The organism is Rhodococcus sp. IEGM 1241, from assembly GCF_033142365.1.
Classification (GTDB): Bacteria; Actinomycetota; Actinomycetes; order Mycobacteriales; family Mycobacteriaceae; genus Rhodococcus_F; species Rhodococcus_F erythropolis.
In genome coordinates this window covers 362,729-383,442 of record NZ_JAWLSE010000001.1, presented here as the reverse complement: position 1 = coordinate 383,442, position 20,714 = coordinate 362,729, and the positions used below count along the sequence as shown (strand labels likewise).

Here is a 20,714-nt window from a genome sequence, read left to right as displayed (position 1 = left end):
GCCGGCAACGGGGAACCCTCCGATCGCAACCGAGCCGGAGGAGCGACCATGCGTGCACACATCGCCATTCCGAGTGAATCGACTTGTCACAGGTACGTAGTCGCCGTCGCCAGCTCCACCTTCGCCGAATCGGTCATCTGGTGCGACGGCCCCGCGTTCGACGCAGTACTCGTTCTGGGCAGCGAGATTCCGCAGCACAGTGGCCACCGAGCTGTACTCGCCTGGAATCACTACTTCGGGTGGGCGCTCGGCGTGGAAACGACACCGGATACGTCGTTCGCCGTTGTCGAATGCCTCGGTATCGGGAGAATGCCGGACCCGGAACTGTGCGCCGACCGCGCTGTCGAGTTGATTGCCCAGGCGGGTAATTAAGGAACTCGTCGCGCGGCGCGCAATCCAGCGGGCATAGGATCGAGCGCGAGTTTCGCACGCCCGACGAAAGAGAGCCCGACATGGACCCGGTGAACAGTCCTGCCGGTCAGCTGGCTCTCGAGAACGAACCGGACGGCAGGGCGACTTTGCGGGCGCGTCAGACGCCCCGCAGTGAGCGTCGCAAAATCGGGAAGGGCCTGCGCAAGCGAGTAGCACGATCGTCGCTCGGTGACTGGACGCCCCCGCCCAACCGACGCGATCCGGTCGATCAGGTCAACACGGCACACGAGGGAAGACTCGACTGGTTGGTTCCGATTCGTGTGGGACGCATGGTCGCTTCACCGTACGGTTTCCTGCGCGGTACCGCCGGCTTGATGGCAGAGGACATGGCGCAGCTCCCGTCCACCGGCATCACTCCCGTCATCTGCGGGGATGCGCACGTCGGAAACTTCGGGTTCTACGGGTCCCCGGAACGCGAACTTGTCATAGACCTCAATGATTTCGACGAAGCACATCCGGGTCCCTGGGAATGGGACCTGAGAAGGTTGGCTGCGAGCATCTGGGTGGCCGGGCGGCAGAACGGTCTCACCGAAGCTCAATGCGAAGCAGCAACAACCTCGTGTGTATCCGCATATCGCCTCCACTTGGCAAAGCTTTCCGAGCGTCCACTGTTCGATCGCTCCTTCGACCGGGTCGATCTCGACGGACTCACCGACCACGTCACTGATCCCGGGTTGCTGGCCGAGATCCGCCGCGCCGCGGAGCGCGCACGACGGCGTACGAGCGATCACGCGGTACCCCGGTTCACCGTCGAGGATCACGGACGGCGCCAGTTGGTCGAGAACCCGCCGCTCACAACACGACTCACGCCGCAGGACACCGACTTCCTCCTGGAGGGTCTGGACGAGTATCTCGAAACCCTTGCACCACACTGGCGCCGAGTCGTCTCGGGATACAACGTCATCGACGTTGCGCACCGGGTTGTCGGAGTCGGAAGCGTCGCTCTGCGTGCGTATGTCGCCCTGTGTGAAGGGAGCATCCCGGACGACGTCATCTTCTTGCAGCTCAAGCAGGCTCGCCGATCCGTCGTTGCACCCTTCGTGCACGGTGACTCGGCCTGGCACGACCATCAAGGACGACGCGTCGCGGAATACCAGCAGGCTCTCCAGACAGTCAGTGATCCACTGCTCGGGTGGTGCACCGTGGACGACCGCCAGTACTACGTCCGTCAGTTCCGGAACATGAAAGGTTCTGTGGACCTGAACAATATCGATGCAGCAGCCTTGACCGATTATGTCGCGATCTGCGGTCGCCTACTGGCCAAGGGTCACGCACGAACCAGTGGCGCGTCACTGATTTCCGGTTACCTGGGAACCTCGGACACGGTCGACACCGCCCTCACCCGGTTTGCACGGCTCTACGCCGATCAAACCGAACGTGACCACGACGCTCTGTGCCGGGCGGTATCGGCCGGTACGATCGCCGCGGAGCCGGGAATCTGATCCCTCACGCCGCGACGATCCTGCCCTGCTCGAACTTCACTCCTCCCCAGATTCCGGTCTGGCCAGTGGCAGAGGCGAATTCGCGACACGATTCCGCAATCGGGCACCTGTTGCACACGTCGGTCGCGTAGTCGTATCCTTCGGACGGAAAGGGAAACCAGCGGTCCGGCTCGGGGTCTCCTCGACATTCCGCCTGCCACCAGGTTCGGTCGTCCGAGATCGGCAGAAGCTCAGCCAGATTCGAGATTTCGTCAGCGCACATCACTTACTCCTTTCGACCGTCACGTCCGACTCAATTCACGCCAGATCTTCTGCTGCACTTTCTCGATGCGTCGAGGTGCCTTCGGTTCCCACAGCAGCCGCATGCCGGCCTCAGCCGGTGTGCGATCCGCTTTGCGCTGATTGCAGGAACTGCAGCACGCCACCAGATTCCCCCACGTGTTGGGCCCGTTGCGGCTTCGCGGCTGGACGTGGTCGATGGTCGTTGCTCTGGCGGCGCAGTACGCACATTGACGACCGTCCCGGTCGAAGATGCCGGCGAAGGTCGCTCGGCTGGAATCGGTGACCGTAACCCGGTGGGCAACATACACGTACTCGGCAAGCAGGATCGTCCGAGGCAGTGGGATCTCGACGTGCTTGGAGCGCACCGGAAATATCGGGATCACGTCTTCGGTGGACTGCGCAGAACCGGTGGCGATCAGGACGACCGCACGATCGGCGCTCACTTCACCGAGGTACTCGTACGTTGCGTTGAGTACCCGGACGGACCGGTTCATCCAACTGTGAGAAGCGGCGGTAGATGCGCGGTTCGGGTTCCGCATGAGACGTCTCAGTTCATGTCGAGGAGTGGAACTCCTGGACGTGAAGACGGGTCAGGAGCAAATACAAGAAACGGGGAACGGCATATATCCAGCGCCACTCTGTTCCCCGAATGCAGGAAGGGAAATGCCGCGGGGTGATTGCCCGCGCAGGTGCAACGCTTGCTTCGAGTCGCGCATGCCTGTCCCTTCCACTTCTTGTTCTCTTCACCGACGATTGCCGGCGCCCATCATCACACGGAAGGCATCCTCAGCGATATTGATTTATCAGGCCGGAATAGCCGTCCAGCAAAGGCCGCGGTTTGACGCCGGAACACGCGGCTTGATCGAATGAGCCATGACTTCGTCGTACATCGACCTACGCTCGGACACCGTCACCAAGCCTGATGCGGAGATGCGGAAGGCGATGGCTGACGCCGAGGTCGGTGACGACGTCCTCGATCACGACCCGACCATGGCGGCGCTCGAGGAAGAGGTCGCACATACTCTGGGCTTTCCGGCGGCCTTGTGGGTACCGAGCGGATCGATGGGCAACCTGATTGCGCTGATGCTGCACCTTCGCCGCGGCGATCAGTTCCTCGCACCGGAACACTCTCACGTCTTGGGGTCAGAGTTGGGCACCGCTGCTTGGCTCGCACAGGGAATGCCGATGGCGCTGCCGCACGACGGCGGACCCGGACGTCCCAGTCCCGAGACCGTCGTGAAGGCGGCGGGCTCCCCCGGCCCGTACTTCACGTTGAACACCACGCTGCTCTGTCTCGAGAACACCCACAATTTCGCCGGCGGCGCCGTCATGAATCCGACGGAGTGGACGAAACTGGTCGACGCGGCGAGATCACGCGGCTTGAAGATTCACCTCGATGGCGCCCGCCTCTGGAATGCCGCTGCTGCACTCGATGTTTCGCCCACCGAATTGACTTCCGGCGCCGATACCGTCCAGGTGTGCCTGAGCAAGGGACTCGGTGCGCCGGTCGGCTCGATTCTGGCCGCATCACCTGAATTGATCACCGAAGCCCGAAGGATCCGCAAGATGCTCGGCGGCGGCGTTCGCCAGGGCGGGGTGCTTGCCGCAGCCGGCATCGTCGCGCTTCGCTCACAAGCTCGCCTGTCCGACGATCACGACAATGCGCAACGCCTGGCGTCGGGCCTTCGTGAACGCGGTTGGGCTGTCGACGAACCCGCAACCAACATCGTTCTCGCCGCCACAGCCGATCCGTCGGCCACCGTTGCTCAGCTCGCCGCTGTCGACGTCGGTGCAGTCACCGTCGCCGGGAAGGTTCGGTTCGTGACACATCGAGACGTGAGCACTGCCGACATCGACGACGTTCTGTCCCGACTAGCCGCCTGAGCTACACCATCAGCGGTTGAACCTCCTGCGCGACAAGGCGAATGAACTCACGGACGTCCGGCTCGTCAACGGTCGGTTGGAGTACCACGGTGGTTGCACCCGCGTCCACCCATCGCACTGCTGCGGCCGCAACGTCGGCCGCGGTCCCCACGGCAATCGCTTCCTCCGGCGACTCGCACCCTGACGCTGCTGCCTCGGCAAGGGCGCGCTCACGACCGCTGGAACCAAATGCACAGATGACGTAAACGACCACCTCGAGATCCTGCGCTCCGATATGAGCGATCGCCCGGCGAACGCCTTCCGGGGTCGTCCCACCCGAGAGCACGGTGCCCTGCGCCAACTCACCACTGAGCGCCAAAGTCTTTGGCCCCGTGGCACCGACGAGCAACTGCGGCACCTTCTCGGGCGGCCACGCCAGCTTGACGTCCGTGAGATTCACGTATCGACCGGATACCGTCACCGACTCACCGCGCAGTAATCGCTCGAGTGCTCCGAACTGCTCCCGGAGGAGGGTCAACGGCGATTCGACCTTGGCGCCGATCTGCCGCATCCAACTCTGAACACCGTGGCCGAAGCCAACCCGCAGTCGATCCGGATGAACTCTGCCCAGCGCCGAAATCTCCATCGCCGTGATCGCGGTGTTGCGCATCGGAGTCGGCAGCACACCGATCGCTACTCCCAGGCGCGTGGTTTCAGCCAATACAGTTGCAGCAGTGGCTATTCCTCCGCCGAAGAAGCAGTCCTCCCACAGCCAGACCTCGTCGATACCGACTTCGTCGGCATACCCCGCATGCCGAACCAGATCTTCCGGGGATTGCTCCGGGCGCAGGACCACGGCAATCCGTGCGGCGCTCATGCCGTCACCAGAAACGCAGCGATCTCGTCAGCTGTTCGGCGACCCTGTTCGCGTCCGAGTTCAGCTGCCGGGCGCCTTGTCGCCGGCGAGAGAGAGTTGGTTCCGATCGCTTCCACGACGGCGTCGTCGGCGAAGATCGCCAGTACCCGTGACTGCGTCATCGCGTCGATTTCCTCTCGTAGGCTGCCGCCCAGCAGATTCGGGGCGGGATCGGCAGCAGGTGAAAGAACCACGACCACATCGCAGTCGGCAGCCAAATGAACATTCGAGCCACTTGCCATTCCGCCGTCCATGTACCGGTCGCCCTCGATCATGACTACCGGCCACACCCCTGGTACGGCGCAACTTGCTCCGACTGCGTCGATCAGTTCTACGCCGTCAGCACTGCCGAACACCCTCAACTCACCGGTTTGTGCGTTGATCGCCGGGATGCGCAACTCCCGCTCGGGCCACAACCGATCGGGCAGCCTTGCCTCGATGACCGCACGACGCACGGCGGGTTCGACGGTGTCGGCGGCCATCGCTGCCTCGCCGAGCGCACGAAGTTGTTCGGACCGATCCGCGGAGCCCGCGATCGCGTCGACGAACATCTGACCGAGGACCTCGACATCTACCTCCGGATCGATCTCACCGGTCGCAGCGGCCGTTTGTGCGTCGAAAAGCTCCTGAAGTGTCGCGCCGCCCGCAATCTGAGCAGTCACGGTGGAACCTGCAGAAGTGCCGATCAATACGTCCGCTGCCAGCAGCGCTGCGGCAGCGTCCGGCGATTTGTCCTGAACGCCCAACAGAAGACCGGTTTCCCAGGCGATTCCCGCAACGCCGCCACCGGCAAGTACCAACCCCAATTTCACGCCGTCCACCTCTCGTCGATCACGATCCGTGCCCGAACTCGACGTTAGACCTACTCTGAAGTGATGTTCATGCGCAGCGCAAAGACATTTGTTCCCGACGCACTCCGCGGGTTGATCGCATCCACCGACGACATCGCGTGGAACCCCGATCCCGGATACCTCACTCGTGCACAGCCCCTTCCGCGCGGGCGAGTCGCGCTCGTCTCCGGCGGCGGCTCGGGTCACGAACCCATGCACGCCGGATTCATCGGCGAAGGAATGCTCACGGCCGTCTGTCCCGGGTTGATCTTCAGCTCACCCAACGCACTGCAGATCCATGAAGGATCCAAAGCTGCCGACGCCGGTGGCGGCGTCCTGCACATCGTGAAGAACTACACCGGCGACGTGATGAATTTCGGTATCGCACGGGAACTACTCCGCGAGGACAAGATCGACACGGACGTCGTCTTGGTCGACGACGACGTCGCGACCGAACGCGCAGACGGTAGCGGCCCGGGGCGACGCGGCACTGCGGCAACGATCGTGGTGGAGAAGGTCTGCGGCGCGTCGGCCGCCCGCGGTGACGACCTGGCCGAGGTGACCCGGATCGGACAACACGTCGCGCACTCGGCTCGCAGCATGGCCGTCGCTCTTCGCCCATGCACCTTGCCGGGGGCTGACGAGCCGTCGTTCGACCTACCGGACGGGCAGATGGAACTTGGTATCGGAATCCACGGCGAACGCGGCACAGAACGCGTGGACGCCCTGCCCGCACCGGAATTGGTGCGACGGCTGACGGATCCGATCATCGAGTCCCTGAGTCTCGCCGAAGGTGATCACGTCATTGCGGTCGTCAACGGGCTGGGAGCCACCCACCCAATGGAGCTGCAACTACTGTTCGCCGAACTCGGAGATTATCTGGCCGACCAGGGAATTCACATCGAGCGGACGCTGATCGGAACGTTCGTCACTGCATTGAACATGGCCGGAGCATCCATCACCCTTGTTCGCACAAACAAAGAAATCCTCGAATTATGGGACGCACCAACAAAAGCGCCCGCCTGGCCGAATGCTATGGCACGTGAGTACAGCGGCATGGGCAAGCGTGAATCATTCGGTCCCACATTCACACCCGACACCTCACGCACTGCCGAAAGCAGCTTCGTCGGCGGCTGGATTGCGGACTGGGCCGCGAAGGTACTGGAGCAGGAACCTGCCCTGACCGATCTCGACCGACGAGCAGGAGACGGCGACTTCGGGACCAACATGGTGGCCGCACTGGATCAGCTCGACATCTCGGCGATCCGTGACACCTATTCCACTGCAACGATATTCGATGCAGTCTCCCAGGCGTACCTCGGTCACGCCGGCGGTACGTCCGGCGCGTTGTTCGGCATCTGGTTCCGGCATTTCTTCCGCGTCGCCGCAGAATCAGCGGACTCCGAACTCGACCTCGGTGCGATCGCGACTGCAGCACGGGCGGGGCTCGACAACATCACCTCGCTCGGCGGCGCACGCGTCGGCGACAAGACGATGGTCGACGCGATAGTTCCGGCGGTCGAGTCGTTGGAGCAATCCGTGAACTCGGGAGCCGATCGGGACGCTGCTCTGGCCAGCGCAGCGGCAGCGGCGGCGGCCGGCGCGGAGTCGACCGAAACCATGCTCGCGAACCGCGGACGTGCAAGTTATGTGGGCGAAGCCGCTCGCGGAGTGGTCGATCCGGGAGCGCTACTCATAGCGTGGTTTTTCGCTAGTGCAGTGGGTCACTAGCGAGCACTTCGCAGCTGTGACTAATCTGGCAGCCACAGCACATCGTTTGTGAGGGCCCGTGGGCAAAAGCACCGGTCTCACACACCACACAGGAGCAGCCCATGCTGAGCACCATGCAAGACGCCCCCCTCTCCATTGCTCAACTTCTCCGCCACGGTGCCTCCGTTCACGGCGCTTCCGAGGTTGTCACGTGGACCGAGTCCGGCCCGCGCCGTGTGTCATACGCAGACGTCGGCAAGCGCTGCGCACAGCTTGCGCACGCCCTGCGCGGACTCGGTGTCGAGGGTGACGAGCGAGTCGCCACGTTCATGTGGAACAACTCCGAGCACCTCGAGGCGTACCTGACGATCCCCTCGATGGGTGCTGTGCTCCACACGCTGAACATTCGCCTGTTCCCCGAGCAGTTGATCCACGTCGCCAATCACGCCGAGGACCGCGTGATCATCGTCGATCCGTCCCTGATTCCGCTTCTCTCTCCGCAGCTTCCGTCGCTGACAACCGTCAAGCACATCATCGTCACCGGTTCCTCCACTGCGGGACTCGAAGCTCCCGAGGGCGTGCAGGTTCACACATACGAGGGCTTGATCGCCGATCAGCCAACCGAGTTCGACTGGCCCGAGGTCGACGAACTCAGTGCTGCCGCAATGTGTTACACGTCCGGCACCACGGGCGACCCCAAGGGCGTCGTCTACTCCCACCGCTCGATCTACCTGCACTCCATGCAGGTCTGCATGAGCGACGGCCCCAACCTCGCGCAGGGCGATCGTGCACTCGCCGTGGTGCCTCAGTTCCACGCCATGTCGTGGGGACTTCCCTACGCTGCGTTCATGATCGGCGCCTCGCTGATCATGCCCGATCGCTTCCTCCAGCCTGCTCCGTTGGCTGCGATCATCGCCAGCGAGAAGCCGACGTTCGCCGCGGCCGTACCCACCATCTGGCAGGGCCTGCACCTCTACCTCGAGCAGAACCCACAGGACATCTCCTCGATGCGTGAGGTTCTGATCGGCGGCTCCGCTGTACCGCCTGCCCTCATGCACGCATTCGAAGCCGACCACAACGTCTCCGTCCTGCACGCCTGGGGCATGACCGAAACCTCCCCACTCGGATCCGTTGCCCGCCCGCCGGCCGGTGTCACCGGCGACGCGATGTGGAAGTACCGCTACTCTCAGGGCCGCTTCCCGGCATCCGTCGAGGCACGTCTAATCGACGATGACGGCAAAGTTGTTGCACACGACGGCGTTTCCGTCGGCGAGCTCGAAGTGCGCGGCCCCTGGATCACCGGGTCGTACTACGGCGTCGATGCGGAAGACAAGTTCAACGACGGCTGGCTCAAGACCGGTGACGTCGGATCCATCACGGCCGACGGCTTCCTGAGCCTGTCCGACCGCTCCAAGGACATCATCAAGTCCGGCGGCGAATGGATCTCATCGGTCGACCTCGAGAATGCCGTCATGGGTCACCCCGACGTCACCGAAGCTGCCGTCATCGGCGTGCCGGACGAGAAGTGGGACGAGCGCCCGTTGGTCGCGGTTGTTCTGCGCGCCGGTTCCGAGACCACGATGTCCGAACTCCAGCAATATCTTTCGGACAAGGTCGCCAAGTGGCAGCTCCCCGAGAACTGGGCTGTGGTTCAGGAAGTTCCGAAGACGAGCGTCGGCAAGTTCGACAAGAAGCGCCTGAGGGCCGACTACCACGAAGGCGGACTCGAAGTCACTCGCCTCTGACACGGAGTGAATGCTGAAGCATGAATACTGAAGGTGGGCAACAGGTTTTCACTCTGTTGCCCACCTTCGTTTAACGAGCAATGCACTTTACGGACGATAACCGACCGTGTGAAAAGCGATGTCGACGTACTTCTGCGCCAATTGCGTCGGCGACATCGGCCCGCCGGTCTGGAACCAACGCGGCAGTGACTGCGCCATACCGAGTATGGCCCGGACGGTCTCTTCGGTGTCGGTGACCGCGAAATCTCCCGATGCCACACCGTCGTCGACGATCCTGCGCATGAGCAACTCGAGCCGCTTACGACTGGCGGCGTATCGACTTCGGCTTTCCGGTGAGACATGCCGAATCTCGGTGTCCAACGCAGCATGCCGCGACCGGTGGGTCATGTAGAGAACAATCGCCTCCACCACCAAGGCGAAGCGTCGTACCGGATCTTCGCCGGCTTCCACCTCTGCCGCTTCGGTTCTGGTATTCAGCTCACTCATCGAGATCTCGAACAGAGCGACGAGGACTGCCTCTTTGTTCGCGTGGTGATAGTAGAGCGCGGGAACGGTTACCCCGACACGGTTGGCAATCTGCCGCACCGTCGTGCCGTGGTAACCGTTCTCGTCGAACAGCTCGAGCGAAGCCATCAGGATGTCGGTCATCACCAGCGGCGGGAAAGTCCTCCAGTCCACTGCCACCGAATTCACGGGCTCCACCTCGCCAGTCATGAATAGCCGAAATTACCGCGGTGCCATACGGATTGCACCGTCGAGGCGGATCGTCTCACCGTTGAGCATAGGGTTGGAGACGATATGCGCAGCAAGCGCGCCGTACTCGCTGGGATCGCCCAGGCGAGAGGGGTGAGGCACCTGCTGACCCAGCGACGCCTGAGCTGCTTCAGGCAGTCCGGCCAGCAACGGGGTCTTGAACAGGCCGGGAGCGATGGTGTTGACGCGGATCAGCAGCGACGCGAGGTCACGGGCGATGGGGAGCGTCATACCGACGACGCCACCCTTCGACGCGGAGTACGCAGCCTGCCCGATCTGACCGTCATAGGCTGCGACGGAGGCGGTGTTGATGATGACGCCGCGTTCACCGTCGATGGGTTCGGTCTTCGAAATACGTTCCGCAGCAAGACGAAGAACGTTGAAGGTGCCGATCAGGTTGACGTCGATGACCTTCTTGAATGCGTCGAGCGGGAAAGCACCCTTCTTGCTGACCGTCTTGACTGCGTTGCCGATTCCGGCGCAGTTGACTGCCACGCGCAGGGGTCCGAGGGACTCGGCCACGTCGAGTGCAGCGGTGACCGCAGCCTCGTCGGTGACGTCTGCAGCCGCGAAGCGGACCCGGTCGCCAAGTTCCTTGGCGATGGCTTCACCGTTGGACGACGGAAGGTCGATGATGACGACGCTGGCACCGTCGGCAAGAAGGGCTTTGGTCGTAGCCAGGCCGAGGCCGGATGCTCCACCGGTGACGACGGCGACGCTGTCGTTGACGATCATGAGAGTTCCTTTCGAAAGGTTATGTGTTTCAGATGCGTTCGATGATGGTGGCGTTGGCCATGCCGGCGCCCTCGCACATGGTCTGCAAACCGTAGCGTCCGCCGGTGGCCTCGAGGTGGTTGACCATCGTGGTCAACAGTCGAGTACCCGAGGACCCCAGGGCATGGCCGAGTGCAATCGCGCCGCCCCACGGGTTGAGCTTTGCCGGATCGGCGCCGAACTCGTGAGCCCAGGCGAGCGGGACGGGAGCGAAGGCCTCGTTGACCTCGTAGGTGTCGATGTCGTCGATGCTCAAACCCGCGCGAGCGAGCACCTTGTGGGTGGCTGGGATGGGTGCGGTGAGCATAAAGATCGGGTCGTCGCCCGCAACGGAGAAGGAATGGAAACGAGCTCGCGGGGTCAGCCCCAGCTTCGACGCCATTTCTTCGCTCATGATCAGTGCTGCGGACGCGCCATCGGTGAGCGGCGACGAGTTACCGGGAGTGATCGACCACTGCGCTTCGGGGAAGCGCTGCGCGTACTTCTCCGAGTAGAACGACGGCTTCAAGCCGGCGAGTCCCTCGGCGGTAGTAGACGCGCGAACCGTCTCGTCGAAGATATGCGAGACGGTCTCACCGGCGGCGTTGGTCACCGAGATCGGCAGAATCTCCTTGTCGAAGAGCCCCTTCGCCGCTGCCTCTGCTGCCCGCTGGTGGGACTGCGCGGAGAATGCGTCGAGAGCGTCGCGGTCAAGCTTCCACTTGGCGGCGATCAATTCTGCAGAGATTCCCTGGTTGACCAGGCCTTCGGGGTAGCGAGCCGCGATGCCCGGACCGGAAGCATCCTTCCCCATCGTCGTGGTACCCATCGGGACACGACTCATGGATTCGACGCCTGCCGCGATCACGATGTCGTAGGCCCCGGCGATCACGCCCTGCGCCGCAAAGTGCGCAGCTTGCTGACTTGATCCGCACTGGCGATCGATCGTGGTGGCGGGTACCGACTCGGGGAACCCTGCCGACAGGACCGCGCTGCGGGTGATGTTGAGCGCCTGCTCACCGGCCTGGCCGACGCAACCGCCGATCACGTCGTCCACCAGGGCGGGGTCGAGGCCGTTTCGCGAGGTGATGGAACGCAGAACGTGGGCCATCAGTTCGACAGGGTGCGTCCCGGACAGTGCTCCACCCGGCTTTCCCTTGCCGGACGCGATCCGGACTACATCGACGATCACTGCCTTGGTCATCTTCGTTCCCTTCGAGGACGTGCATTGCTGGGGCGGTCCGGCACCCGAGTTCGTGGCACCGGATGCCGAACCGAGATCGTGAGAGCACCCTGACTTAGCGCTCGCTAAACAATTACCACCGAGTCGGACCGTCCGTCAAGAGAGGGCTACCGAACTCGAAGCCGATGTGGGCAGATGAAAAGTTGGGCGATCAGGAACCCCTGACCCACGCCCTTCATTAGTACTTTCGAATGATAGGTTTTCAATCTTCGCCCGAAATGTCCGGAATCGGATAACCTTCCGCCACAAGCAATCCAAGCCACAGGGGATTCGGGGCGTGGCACCAATCGATGACAAACCGCAGGGGGACTGACCCGGAGGTAGAGCGTGGACCTGCGATACGTTGCATTCACACGTGCCGACTCGCATTTCTACGACCGAATCAGAACGGTCACTCGACCTGACACACTGACTGACCAGCACTTTAAGCCTGCAAAGTCGGTGGGCTGGTCACTCTGGCGGCGCGGTCCCCAAAGCGGACCGTGGAACTACTTCCAACCGCCTGACAGCGTGCTGCCAGAACAGGGATGGAAGATTCACTGCTCCGCTACCCAAGCCAACGCGCAGGAGCTGCTCGATACCGTCTCCGCGTATTGCGGCCACAATCTGGTGCCTTTCAAATTTCTTCGGACGGCAGCAGACCTCAGGTTCTCCAACAGCAAGCAGGCCAATCGAACATCCAGCGGAAAATTCATCACGATCTATCCGGCGGATAGCGTTGCCACACAACGTGTCATCACCGAACTGGACGAGCTTGTCAGGGCTGCCGACGGGCCATACATCCTCAGCGATGTGCGATGGAACCGGGGACCACTCTACTTACGGTACGGCGCGTACCTGCCCATGCAGACCAACGATTCATTCGGCGATCGCGTCCCGGCAATACGGCGCCCCGACGGATCGCTCGAACCCGATCTGCGCGGCACTTCCTTCAGAACTCCAGACTGGGTACAAATCCCGGACTTCGTTCGCGCGCAGCAAGACAAGCTGAAATCACGCGACGCCTTCCCCTATTCGATCACTGAAGCCCTGCACTTCAGCAACAGCGGGGGGATCTACTCCGCGCTGGACGACGCCGGCATCAATCTGGTCATCAAAGAGGGTCGGCCCTTCACCGCCCCGGACGCCAACGGCCGGTACGCAATCGACCGCATTTGCAACGAGTACGACACGCTGACTCACCTTGCCGACAACCCGTACTCACCTTCCGCGCTCAACTTGTTCGAGCGCGAAGGACACCACTTTCTTGTCACCGAGCGCGCATCCGGCGCTCCCCTGAATCAGGAGATTGCGCTCCGCTATCCGCTGATACGCGCGGATCAGACACTCAGCTCCCGAACGGAATACAGAACCTGGGCGCTCGGTATTGCACAACAGCTGACTACCGCAGTCGAGAGCTTCCACAACGCCGGAATCGTTCATGCCGATCTTCACCCCGGCAACGTGATGTGCTCACCGTCGGGTATTCGGATCATCGATTTCGAGATGGCCCACAGCATCGACGAGCAACCGCCCCGGTCCACCGGGGCTCCCGGGTACACCGCACCGCAACAGTTGACAGGAATCGAGGCAGATCGATACTCCTTGGGATGCATCGGGCTGGGACTCTTTGTCCCACTTACTACATTGCTCCCCCTCGACCGCAACAAGATTCCCGAACTCATCGGCTACGCGGTGTCTCGATTCGATCTTCCTCGTGCCTTCTGTGCCTCGCTCTATTCGATGCTCGACGCACAGCCGCCGGAACCGGCGGATCACCCGCATCGTTGGGACACGTCGTCGAGGGAAACCTTGCAACGTATGGACGCTCGATTGCGCTGCGGCATCCTCACCACACTTGATCTCTCCCGCGCTGATCGACTCTTTCCCGGTGACATCGCCCAGTTCGAAGTGAACGGTTACGGCATTGCTCACGGCTCGTGCGGAAACCTACTCGCCGATGATCTTCCCACCGACACCTTGGAGACAGTTCTGGAATGGACTGAACATCAAGTTGATTCGGATACGCAACCACGGTTCGGTTTCTTCGACGGGCTCGCAGGTGCGGTGCATACCTTTCGGCAGCTAGGACGACACTCGACTGCCGACAGATGGGTCGAGACTTTGCGTGGAGTCCCACTCGACGATCTCGACTCCAGCCTCTTCGGCGGCCTTTCCGGAATCGGGTGCCTTCTACTCGAGGAATCGGAGTCATGTCCGGCGGCATCGTCAACTCTCGCTCTCGTCACCGAAACTCTGCGGGATCGCCTTCCGGCTGCTCGCGCACACGTCCGCTTCACCGACGGAACATCTTGGGCGACAACGGGTCGCGGAGGCTTGATGAGAGGGCCGAGCGGGCAAGCGCTGTTCTGGACTCGCCACTACGAACGGACCGGTGATCCTCGATCGCTGGAACACGCGCGACAGCTTGTCGACATCGACCTGTCCGTGATGCAGATGTGCCCTGACGGTTCGATGCAGCTGAGAGAGGAGCGCCGGACAATGCCGTACCTCGGATCGGGATCCGTCGGCGTGGGCCTGGTACTTCTTCAACTTGTTCGACATGTCGACGAGCCGCGCTACGCGTCTGCGCTACTTGCCATATCCCGCGCTGCCGCCGTCGAATTCACTGCCCAAGCCGGACTACTAAACGGGCGAGCCGGGCTGATTCTCTTCCTCGGCGAACTCTCCAAGAGTCCATATGCCGGCGCCGATTGTGAGCAGACGCTTGCCCAGCAGTTGCAGCTTCTGGGCTTACACAGCCTCAATCACGCAGGAGGACTGCACTTTCCAGGTGAACAGAACCTGAGACTCTCGACAGACTGGGCAACCGGATCTGCAGGAATACTGGCGTCGCTCCGACATACCGGATCGGCAACTGCCCGACAGTCGTTTCCACTGATGTGCGCGTCGAACTGCCACATCGCCTAATTGTTCGGAAGTTTTCACCCACGGCAGATTGGAGCACAGAAGTACCAGGCGAAAAACCTGGAATTGAATCAACACCGCAAGCAAACTCGATCGATCAAATCCATCGGCAAGAACGCCGATCAACAAAGGAAATGACAATGGACGCTATTCTCTCCCTTCAAGATCTGTCAGTCGCCGCCGGCAACGTCGGAGACGCAGGCCAGCTCGAGCAGAACGCGGCAATCAGTTCGCTCAGTTTCTTCTGCCTCTGACCTCAGGCCGATACCTCGGAGAAGGTCCGGGGTATCGGCTTTCGGAATCCGTGCGGATCACCAGACGAACAGTATTGTTTCATCATGAGACGCATCCGCACTTCACCGAGCTGTATTTGCCGATGATGTGCGCGACCTGGCGGCAATGCCGAGGGCAGATCGGGCGGCCAGCGGCGGTGATATTCCTCCTGATCCTGACAGCCGCGTTTTCAGGTTGGTTCGTTCAGCGTTCGGCGAGAGTTGGGACTTCGGGGACATCTGCTCACGCTGGTACGACGGAGGTGGCAGTTGCCGCACCGACACCGCCTTGACCTTCACGACGCTTTTCGTACTCCTACTTCCCTTCGCCTCCGGAATGCTGGTCGGGTGGTTTGAGTTTCAATAGCTGTCAACGACAAGATGAGGGAATCGGTACCATCCGCCCCCGATGTCTTCCAACTGGAGCTGATTGAAGGTCTTGTCGGACACGCCATCGGGTGCGTACACCCAGCCTGGATTGTCCAAGATGTCCAATCCATCTCGTGCGTCATAGAAATAGACGTGGCCTTCACTGCTGACGTTGGCATAGGAGATATCGAATCTGCCGATTCGTAGATCACGATGATACCCATCGGAATAGGGATCGTCAGGTTCTTGAAGTAGTTGCTGTGCAACGGTTTCGAAGTCTGCCCGATACTGATCGAAATGTGGCTGCCCCGCGGCCGCGATCCCGAGCGCGATCACCACGAGAACCGGAACAGCGACACCGGACCACAACCATCGGCGTCGCTGCCACCAGCACACTCCGAGCAGCACGATTGCAACAGTCGCGGTGAGGACCCAGAGAACGATCGCACCGGCGATCGAGAGTGCACTATCCCCAGGTTCGGGCCAGGTGAGATGGCATTTCGCTGCGACATACATCGCCGACGCCGACGCTGCGATAAGTGCGTTTACCAAACCAACCCAACGAAGAGCACCGGACCTTCTCGTTGCCTGCGAGTTCGACACTGCCTGATCCATTCGATGAGGATAGCGAGCTGTTTGTCGCGGACTAGCAGTAACCACTTCCCCGATCTCACGATCGATTGTTTCTCGGAACGGAGAAAGTGTCCACGGTGCTATCTTTGCCGAGTACGGGAGGCAGGGCTACGAGAATGGTCGATTTGGACTACCTACGTCAGGAGAGTTCGGCGACTCTCAAAGTCGACAGGTCAATTTTGAGCACGGCTGGATTCGGTGGATCGCAGCAACGAACACCATCGTCACCTCATGATGACGTGACTGTTGGGGGAAAGTCGTGAAAATGCGATTATTACGAGTGAGTCAAGCGGCTATGGCGGTATCACTGATCGCAGTAGCCATTGTCTACTTGTTGGACGTATTTTCTTTGCGACTCCAACATCAACCCAGTTGGTGCATCGATCATTATGGAATCCCGTCACGATTCAATTATCTCCTTCCTGAGCGTGCAGAGAGGGTGGGGGTAGGAATTACAGACTTCTGGGGATGGTTCCCTCCAGGCATAAGCTGTACATTCACTGATGCAGTGACCAAAGAAAGCGAAACGGTGGCACCGGCCGCGGACAGGTCGTACATCGTCGTCGTTCTTGTGGCGCTGATCATGATCTCGGCTGTCGGCGTATTGTTCGGCCGCCGGAAGCGCTGAAGATTGGTTCTGGCTCGGGACTGCAGATGCGCACTCGACACCAGACAGATGAGTAACAAATCGGTGTCCGTCGTATCCGGCGCTTCCACTACTCGTCGATCTTCGCGAATCCACCGGCCGTGTTCGAGGGTATTCCTTGCGGGTCCTGGTGGTCTTCGTTCCCATCACGCTGGCGATGACACTCCTGGGCCTGGTGCTCGGCTGGACCCATACGCTTGCCGGGGACAAGCGGCAACATGATCGACGCCGATTACACAATGTGCTGGGGCTCAGACAATTCCGACGTGATGCTGTTGCGCTCCGGGTTGATGGTGGCGCTCGCACTCGTCGGCGCACGTGGACTACGTCGACGACCCCCTATAACCGAATGTCCGAATTGTCGAAATCGATTTGATAGCAGCAATTTTCGATCAACAACCTCTTGTGTTCGAAACTGTGTTCGATTAAACTTTCGGCATGAATAGTCGGGATGCGTGGCAGCTGGATGGCGAGGGCCTCAAGAGTGAGGTTCTGGATCTGGTGCGTGTCCGGCACGAGTTGCAGTCGCGGATGGTGTTGCTGATCGTGGAGATGTTTTCCCGGGAGGTTCTCGGCGGGAAGGGTTTTCGGGCGATCGCGCAGTGGTTGCACGGTTCGACGAATCTGGAGATTGGCGAGTGCAGTCTGCTGGTCGGTTTGGCGCGGTTGTTGATGCCCGAACCCGTTGTCGCGGATGCGTTTCACCGGGGTGATGTTGATGCGTTGAAGGCGCGGCAGGTGGCGTCGTTTTGTCAGCATCCGCCGAAGAACATGACCCCGGCGGATGTGGACAAGGCCCGGGGGATTCTGCTTGGCCTGGCGTCGAAGAACACTGCCGATTGTGATGCGGTGCGGGCGGCGATCCGGCGGATCGAGAAGCAATATGGCAAGCGTGAGGACGGTGTTCCGGTCGGGGAAGATTCGGAGCGGAATGAGTTCTACGCCTCGAAAGGCTTGTACGGCAGAGTGACTGTGAAGGGGGATCTGGATGCGGTCAACGGGGCGCGTCTGATCACGCTGCTGTCGAGCCTGTCGGCTCCGACGCCGGAGAAGGACGGTGTCAAGGACACCCGCACGCCGGCATTACGACGGGCGGACGGGTTTTGCGAGTTATTGCGCCGGTACGAGCGGGCGGGGTTGGGTCCGATCGAAGGCGGCGTGAAACCACACATCACGGTCACCGCGTCCGCGAAAGACATGACGGACCTGCAGGCGTTGAAAGACCTGTTGCCGTCCACTGAGGAGTTGGGGTTTGCGTGGACGGATTGGGTGGGCCCGATCAGTATCGACACTGCCCGGATGTTGGCCTGCGACTGCACCGTCACCCGAATTTTGTTGGATGAAAATGGTGTTCCGCTCGACTGCGGTAAGGAAGCGAGAACAGCAACGGTGCCGCAGCGGCGGGCGTTGGCAGTTCGTGATGGCGGGTGTGCGTTCCCGGGATGCGGGACTCCGTCGGGGTGGTGCGATGCCCATCATATCGTTCACTGGAACGATGGTGGCCCAACAGATCTCGACAATCTGATCTTGTTGTGCGGTCATCACCACCGGACGATGCACCACACGGAATGGCGGGTGGAGATCGGTCCGGATCGAAAGACGGTGTTCTATCCACCGATGTCGGTTGATCCGTATCAACAGCCGATCGGCGGGAACAGCCCACCCACAGCGGCGTGAATCGCGACAATCGAATACATCAGCACCGGGGACGAACCATGCCCCGGTGCTGGTGCACGTTTCTGGTCAGATCCCAACCCCTCAGATCCCGGCCCTTCGCACGAGAGCGTCAGTGGCAGAAGGGGATACAACGTCAATCGCTCGTAACAGCCCCGCGTACCGTGGATACAGCTCGACGGGACGCGTATTGATCGCCCTCAAGATCCACGATGCAGCTTGATCGGCCGTCAGCGCCGGCTGGCTCACGTAATCCGCCGTCGGCGCGATCATCGGTGTTCGTATGAGTGGGAATTGCACTGTGGTGACATCGACACCGGTGCCGTGACATTCCGCGCCGAGGCTTCGGCCGAAGGCACTGAGAGCAGACTTCGACGCGTGGTAGGCACTGAACCTCGGCATCACGCCGGCAGTGACTCCCCAGGTTCCGACGTTGATGATGTGTCCGGACTTCGCCTCGAGCATCGCGGGCAGCAGACGCAACGTCAGTCGTGTAGGTCCGAAGTAGTTGAGTGCCATGGTGCGCTCGTAGTCGTGGAATCGGTCGACCGAATCCAACGCGGTACGCCGGATCGAGCGACCCGCATTGTTGACGAGGATGTCGACCGACCCGAATCGATCCGCGATCGTCTCCGCGAGTTCGTCGACGGCTTCACCGCGGGAGAGGTCCGCAGGCACGATGTGCGCCCACCCTCCCCTGCGGTGGATCTCGTCCCGTACGTGTTCGAGGTTTTCCTCACCGCGCGCGACCAGGATCATCTCGGCTCCCCGACGAGCCAAGAGATGAGCAGTGGCCTCGCCGATCCCCGAGGAAGCTCCTGTCAGAACGATCGTCTTGTCGGAGAGCGTGACACCGCGTGACGGAACAAGAGAGCGCAGACGCGTCGGCGGACTCAAGGCAATATTGCTGAGCAGCGTTCTGATCACATCGGCCTCGGTTCGATCTTCGCGTGCGTTTCGGTGCGAACCCATCCCTGAACAGCCAACTTCGAGCGCACCGCGGAAATTACTCAAAAGTAAGTTATGGCGCCGTTTCGACCGTGTCAAGAATTCGTCGAGATCCAGGAGTATCTGCCACTAGCTTTTCCTGATACCTCGGGTTACATTAAACCCAGACCGAGTGCCAGCGATCACACAACCGGCCCTCGATTCCACCGAACACCGCGAGAAATACCAGCGGTGACCGACACGAAGAGGAGACGCCATGACGCTCACATCGCCGCTCGACAAGCGCGGAGAAGCATCCGACGACTCGTACAACGAGACGCTTCGACTCCTGTCCGAGGGCTCGGTGCACAAGCACTTCGACCCGTACCTCGACATCGACTGGGACTCCCCCGAGTTTGCCGTCGTCCCGAACGATCGCCGCTGGATCCTCCCGGCCGAGACAGACCCGCTGGGTGCTCACCCCTGGTACCAGTCGCAGTCCGAGGCCAGGCAGATCGAAATCGGCATGTGGCGCCAGGCCAATGTCGCGAAGGTCGGTCTCCAGTTCGAGAACATTCTGATCCGCGGCATGATGCAGTACGTCTTCTCGCTCCCCAACGATTCGGCCGAGGCGCGCTACTGCACGCACGAGTCGGTCGAAGAGTGCAACCACACGATGATGTTCCAGGAGATGGTCAACCGCATCGGTGCCGACGCTCCCGGCATGAGCCGTCCGATGAAGATGCTTGCACCCTTCATTCCCCTCGCTGCGGGTCCGTTCCCCGAACTGTTCTTCGTCGGTGTCCTCGCCGGCGAAGAGCCGATCGACCACATTCAGAAGAGCATCCTGCGCGCCGGCGGCCAGATCCACCCGATCATGCAGTCGGTCATGGCCATCCACGTAGCCGAGGAAGCGCGTCACATCTCGTTCGCGCACAAGCTTCTGAGCCGTCGCATCCCGCTGATGTCACGCCCGAACCGGTTCGTCCTCTCGCTGCTGTTCCCGATCGTCATGCGCATTCTCTGTGACGCCATCGTCATCCCGCCGAAGTCTTTCTGGAAGCAGTTCGACATCCCGAAGTCCGTGAAGAAGGACCTGTTCTGGGATCTGCCCGAGTCGCGCCAGACCCTGCGCAACTACTTCGGTGACGTCCGCATGCTGGCCACCGACACCGGCCTGATGAACCGTGCCTCGCGCCTGGTGTGGAAGGCCTGCAAGATGGACGGCCGCGCATCACGCTTCCGTAGCGAACCTCACCGCAGCTCGCACAACGCCGCCGCGTAGCTCCCGGACAGTCGAGATCGGACTCATAGCGC

General features: G+C 61.4%; 17 protein-coding genes. 8 read left to right on the top strand and 9 right to left on the bottom strand.

The window, feature by feature from the left end:
• Positions 1–48 precede the first annotated feature (48 nt).
• Both R4P70_RS01760 and R4P70_RS01755 read left to right on the top strand, forming a co-directional pair.
• Complete coding sequence (locus tag R4P70_RS01760) at positions 49–372, top strand: DUF6292 family protein (protein ID WP_317830294.1); 324 nt, start codon at positions 49–51, stop codon at positions 370–372.
• Positions 373–452: 80 nt separating this feature from the next.
• Positions 453–1,874, top strand: coding sequence for a DUF2252 domain-containing protein (locus R4P70_RS01755; RefSeq protein ID WP_317830293.1), 1,422 nt, complete (start codon positions 453–455; stop codon positions 1,872–1,874).
• Positions 1,875–1,878: 4 nt separating this feature from the next.
• Here the strand turns inward: R4P70_RS01755 and R4P70_RS01750 are convergent, their stop codons facing one another.
• Positions 1,879–2,136 (bottom strand): WhiB family transcriptional regulator, encoded by a 258-nt coding sequence (locus R4P70_RS01750; RefSeq protein ID WP_003943196.1) that lies wholly within the window; start codon positions 2,134–2,136, stop codon positions 1,879–1,881.
• Between the two features lie 19 nt (positions 2,137–2,155).
• Entirely contained in the window at positions 2,156–2,695 is a 540-nt protein-coding gene (locus R4P70_RS01745) for an HNH endonuclease (protein ID WP_031333862.1), read from the bottom strand.
• Positions 2,696–3,029: 334 nt separating this feature from the next.
• Here R4P70_RS01745 and R4P70_RS01740 point away from each other — a divergent pair, with 334 nt between their 5' ends.
• Positions 3,030–4,040 (top strand): threonine aldolase family protein, encoded by a 1,011-nt coding sequence (locus R4P70_RS01740; RefSeq protein ID WP_020909533.1) that lies wholly within the window; start codon positions 3,030–3,032, stop codon positions 4,038–4,040.
• A gap of 1 nt (position 4,041) precedes the next feature.
• Here the strand turns inward: R4P70_RS01740 and R4P70_RS01735 are convergent, their stop codons facing one another.
• Positions 4,042–4,896: an LLM class flavin-dependent oxidoreductase gene (locus tag R4P70_RS01735; protein WP_020909534.1), complete on the bottom strand. Its 855-nt coding sequence runs from the start codon at positions 4,894–4,896 to the stop codon at positions 4,042–4,044.
• The gene (locus tag R4P70_RS01730) at positions 4,893–5,756 is read right to left on the bottom strand and encodes a patatin-like phospholipase family protein (RefSeq protein ID WP_020909535.1); all 864 of its coding nucleotides are present in this window, start codon (positions 5,754–5,756) and stop codon (positions 4,893–4,895) included. The genes R4P70_RS01735 and R4P70_RS01730 overlap by 4 nt, the downstream gene beginning before the upstream one ends.
• A 54-nt stretch (positions 5,757–5,810) precedes the next feature.
• Here R4P70_RS01730 and R4P70_RS01725 point away from each other — a divergent pair, with 54 nt between their 5' ends.
• Entirely contained in the window at positions 5,811–7,496 is a 1,686-nt protein-coding gene (locus R4P70_RS01725) for a dihydroxyacetone kinase family protein (RefSeq protein WP_021345909.1), read from the top strand.
• Between the two features lie 101 nt (positions 7,497–7,597).
• Positions 7,598–9,220 carry a long-chain fatty acid--CoA ligase gene (locus R4P70_RS01720; RefSeq protein ID WP_019745828.1) on the top strand — a complete coding sequence of 541 codons (1,623 nt, stop codon included), beginning with the start codon at positions 7,598–7,600 and terminating at the stop codon, positions 9,218–9,220.
• A gap of 87 nt (positions 9,221–9,307) precedes the next feature.
• Here the strand turns inward: R4P70_RS01720 and R4P70_RS01715 are convergent, their stop codons facing one another.
• The 3 genes from R4P70_RS01715 to R4P70_RS01705 are packed head-to-tail and all read right to left on the bottom strand — an operon-like array spanning position 9,308 to position 11,930.
• Positions 9,308–9,934 (bottom strand): TetR/AcrR family transcriptional regulator, encoded by a 627-nt coding sequence (locus tag R4P70_RS01715; protein WP_029256551.1) that lies wholly within the window; start codon positions 9,932–9,934, stop codon positions 9,308–9,310.
• Positions 9,935–9,946: 12 nt separating this feature from the next.
• On the bottom strand, positions 9,947–10,708 hold the full coding sequence (locus R4P70_RS01710; protein ID WP_003942978.1) for a 3-hydroxyacyl-CoA dehydrogenase: 762 nt from the start codon (positions 10,706–10,708) through the stop codon (positions 9,947–9,949).
• A 28-nt stretch (positions 10,709–10,736) separates the two neighbouring features.
• Positions 10,737–11,930 carry a thiolase family protein gene (locus R4P70_RS01705; protein ID WP_020971181.1) on the bottom strand — a complete coding sequence of 398 codons (1,194 nt, stop codon included), beginning with the start codon at positions 11,928–11,930 and terminating at the stop codon, positions 10,737–10,739.
• A gap of 366 nt (positions 11,931–12,296) precedes the next feature.
• On the opposite strand from R4P70_RS01705, the gene lanKC reads away from it, so the two are divergent.
• On the top strand, positions 12,297–14,879 hold the full coding sequence (lanKC, locus tag R4P70_RS01700) for a class III lanthionine synthetase LanKC (RefSeq protein WP_317830292.1): 2,583 nt from the start codon (positions 12,297–12,299) through the stop codon (positions 14,877–14,879).
• A 629-nt stretch (positions 14,880–15,508) separates the two neighbouring features.
• Here lanKC and R4P70_RS01695 read toward each other — a convergent pair.
• The gene (locus R4P70_RS01695) at positions 15,509–16,132 is read right to left on the bottom strand and encodes a hypothetical protein (RefSeq protein ID WP_041815383.1); all 624 of its coding nucleotides are present in this window, start codon (positions 16,130–16,132) and stop codon (positions 15,509–15,511) included.
• A gap of 1,102 nt (positions 16,133–17,234) precedes the next feature.
• Here R4P70_RS01695 and R4P70_RS01690 point away from each other — a divergent pair.
• A complete protein-coding gene (locus R4P70_RS01690) occupies positions 17,235–18,473 on the top strand; it encodes an HNH endonuclease signature motif containing protein (RefSeq protein ID WP_317830291.1) in 1,239 nt (412 codons plus the stop codon).
• 81 nt (positions 18,474–18,554) lie between these two features.
• Here the strand turns inward: R4P70_RS01690 and R4P70_RS01685 are convergent, their stop codons facing one another.
• Positions 18,555–19,442, bottom strand: coding sequence for an SDR family oxidoreductase (locus tag R4P70_RS01685; protein ID WP_019745837.1), 888 nt, complete (start codon positions 19,440–19,442; stop codon positions 18,555–18,557).
• 232 nt (positions 19,443–19,674) lie between these two features.
• On the opposite strand from R4P70_RS01685, the gene R4P70_RS01680 reads away from it, so the two are divergent.
• The gene (locus R4P70_RS01680; RefSeq protein WP_003943163.1) at positions 19,675–20,682 is read left to right on the top strand and encodes an AurF N-oxygenase family protein; all 1,008 of its coding nucleotides are present in this window, start codon (positions 19,675–19,677) and stop codon (positions 20,680–20,682) included.
• Positions 20,683–20,714: the final 32 nt, after the last annotated feature.

Bases quoted from the DNA above. Each gene is read 5' to 3' on its own strand.
- R4P70_RS01755 (WP_317830293.1), top strand. From the start codon at position 453: ATGGACCCGGTGAACAGTCCTGCCGGTCAGCTGGCTCTCGAGAACGAA.
- R4P70_RS01735 (WP_020909534.1), bottom strand. From the start codon at position 4,896: ATGAGCGCCGCACGGATTGCCGTGGTCCTGCGCCCGGAGCAATCCCCG.
- R4P70_RS01705 (WP_020971181.1), bottom strand. From the start codon at position 11,930: ATGACCAAGGCAGTGATCGTCGATGTAGTCCGGATCGCGTCCGGCAAG.
- R4P70_RS01715 (WP_029256551.1), bottom strand. From the start codon at position 9,934: ATGACTGGCGAGGTGGAGCCCGTGAATTCGGTGGCAGTGGACTGGAGG.
- R4P70_RS01680 (WP_003943163.1), top strand. From the start codon at position 19,675: ATGACGCTCACATCGCCGCTCGACAAGCGCGGAGAAGCATCCGACGAC.
- R4P70_RS01760 (WP_317830294.1), top strand. From the start codon at position 49: ATGCGTGCACACATCGCCATTCCGAGTGAATCGACTTGTCACAGGTAC.
- R4P70_RS01695 (WP_041815383.1), bottom strand. From the start codon at position 16,132: ATGGATCAGGCAGTGTCGAACTCGCAGGCAACGAGAAGGTCCGGTGCT.
- R4P70_RS01745 (WP_031333862.1), bottom strand. From the start codon at position 2,695: ATGCGGAACCCGAACCGCGCATCTACCGCCGCTTCTCACAGTTGGATG.
- R4P70_RS01685 (WP_019745837.1), bottom strand. From the start codon at position 19,442: ATGGGTTCGCACCGAAACGCACGCGAAGATCGAACCGAGGCCGATGTG.
- R4P70_RS01725 (WP_021345909.1), top strand. From the start codon at position 5,811: ATGTTCATGCGCAGCGCAAAGACATTTGTTCCCGACGCACTCCGCGGG.
- R4P70_RS01710 (WP_003942978.1), bottom strand. From the start codon at position 10,708: ATGATCGTCAACGACAGCGTCGCCGTCGTCACCGGTGGAGCATCCGGC.
- R4P70_RS01750 (WP_003943196.1), bottom strand. From the start codon at position 2,136: ATGTGCGCTGACGAAATCTCGAATCTGGCTGAGCTTCTGCCGATCTCG.
- R4P70_RS01720 (WP_019745828.1), top strand. From the start codon at position 7,598: ATGCTGAGCACCATGCAAGACGCCCCCCTCTCCATTGCTCAACTTCTC.
- R4P70_RS01690 (WP_317830291.1), top strand. From the start codon at position 17,235: ATGAATAGTCGGGATGCGTGGCAGCTGGATGGCGAGGGCCTCAAGAGT.
- R4P70_RS01740 (WP_020909533.1), top strand. From the start codon at position 3,030: ATGACTTCGTCGTACATCGACCTACGCTCGGACACCGTCACCAAGCCT.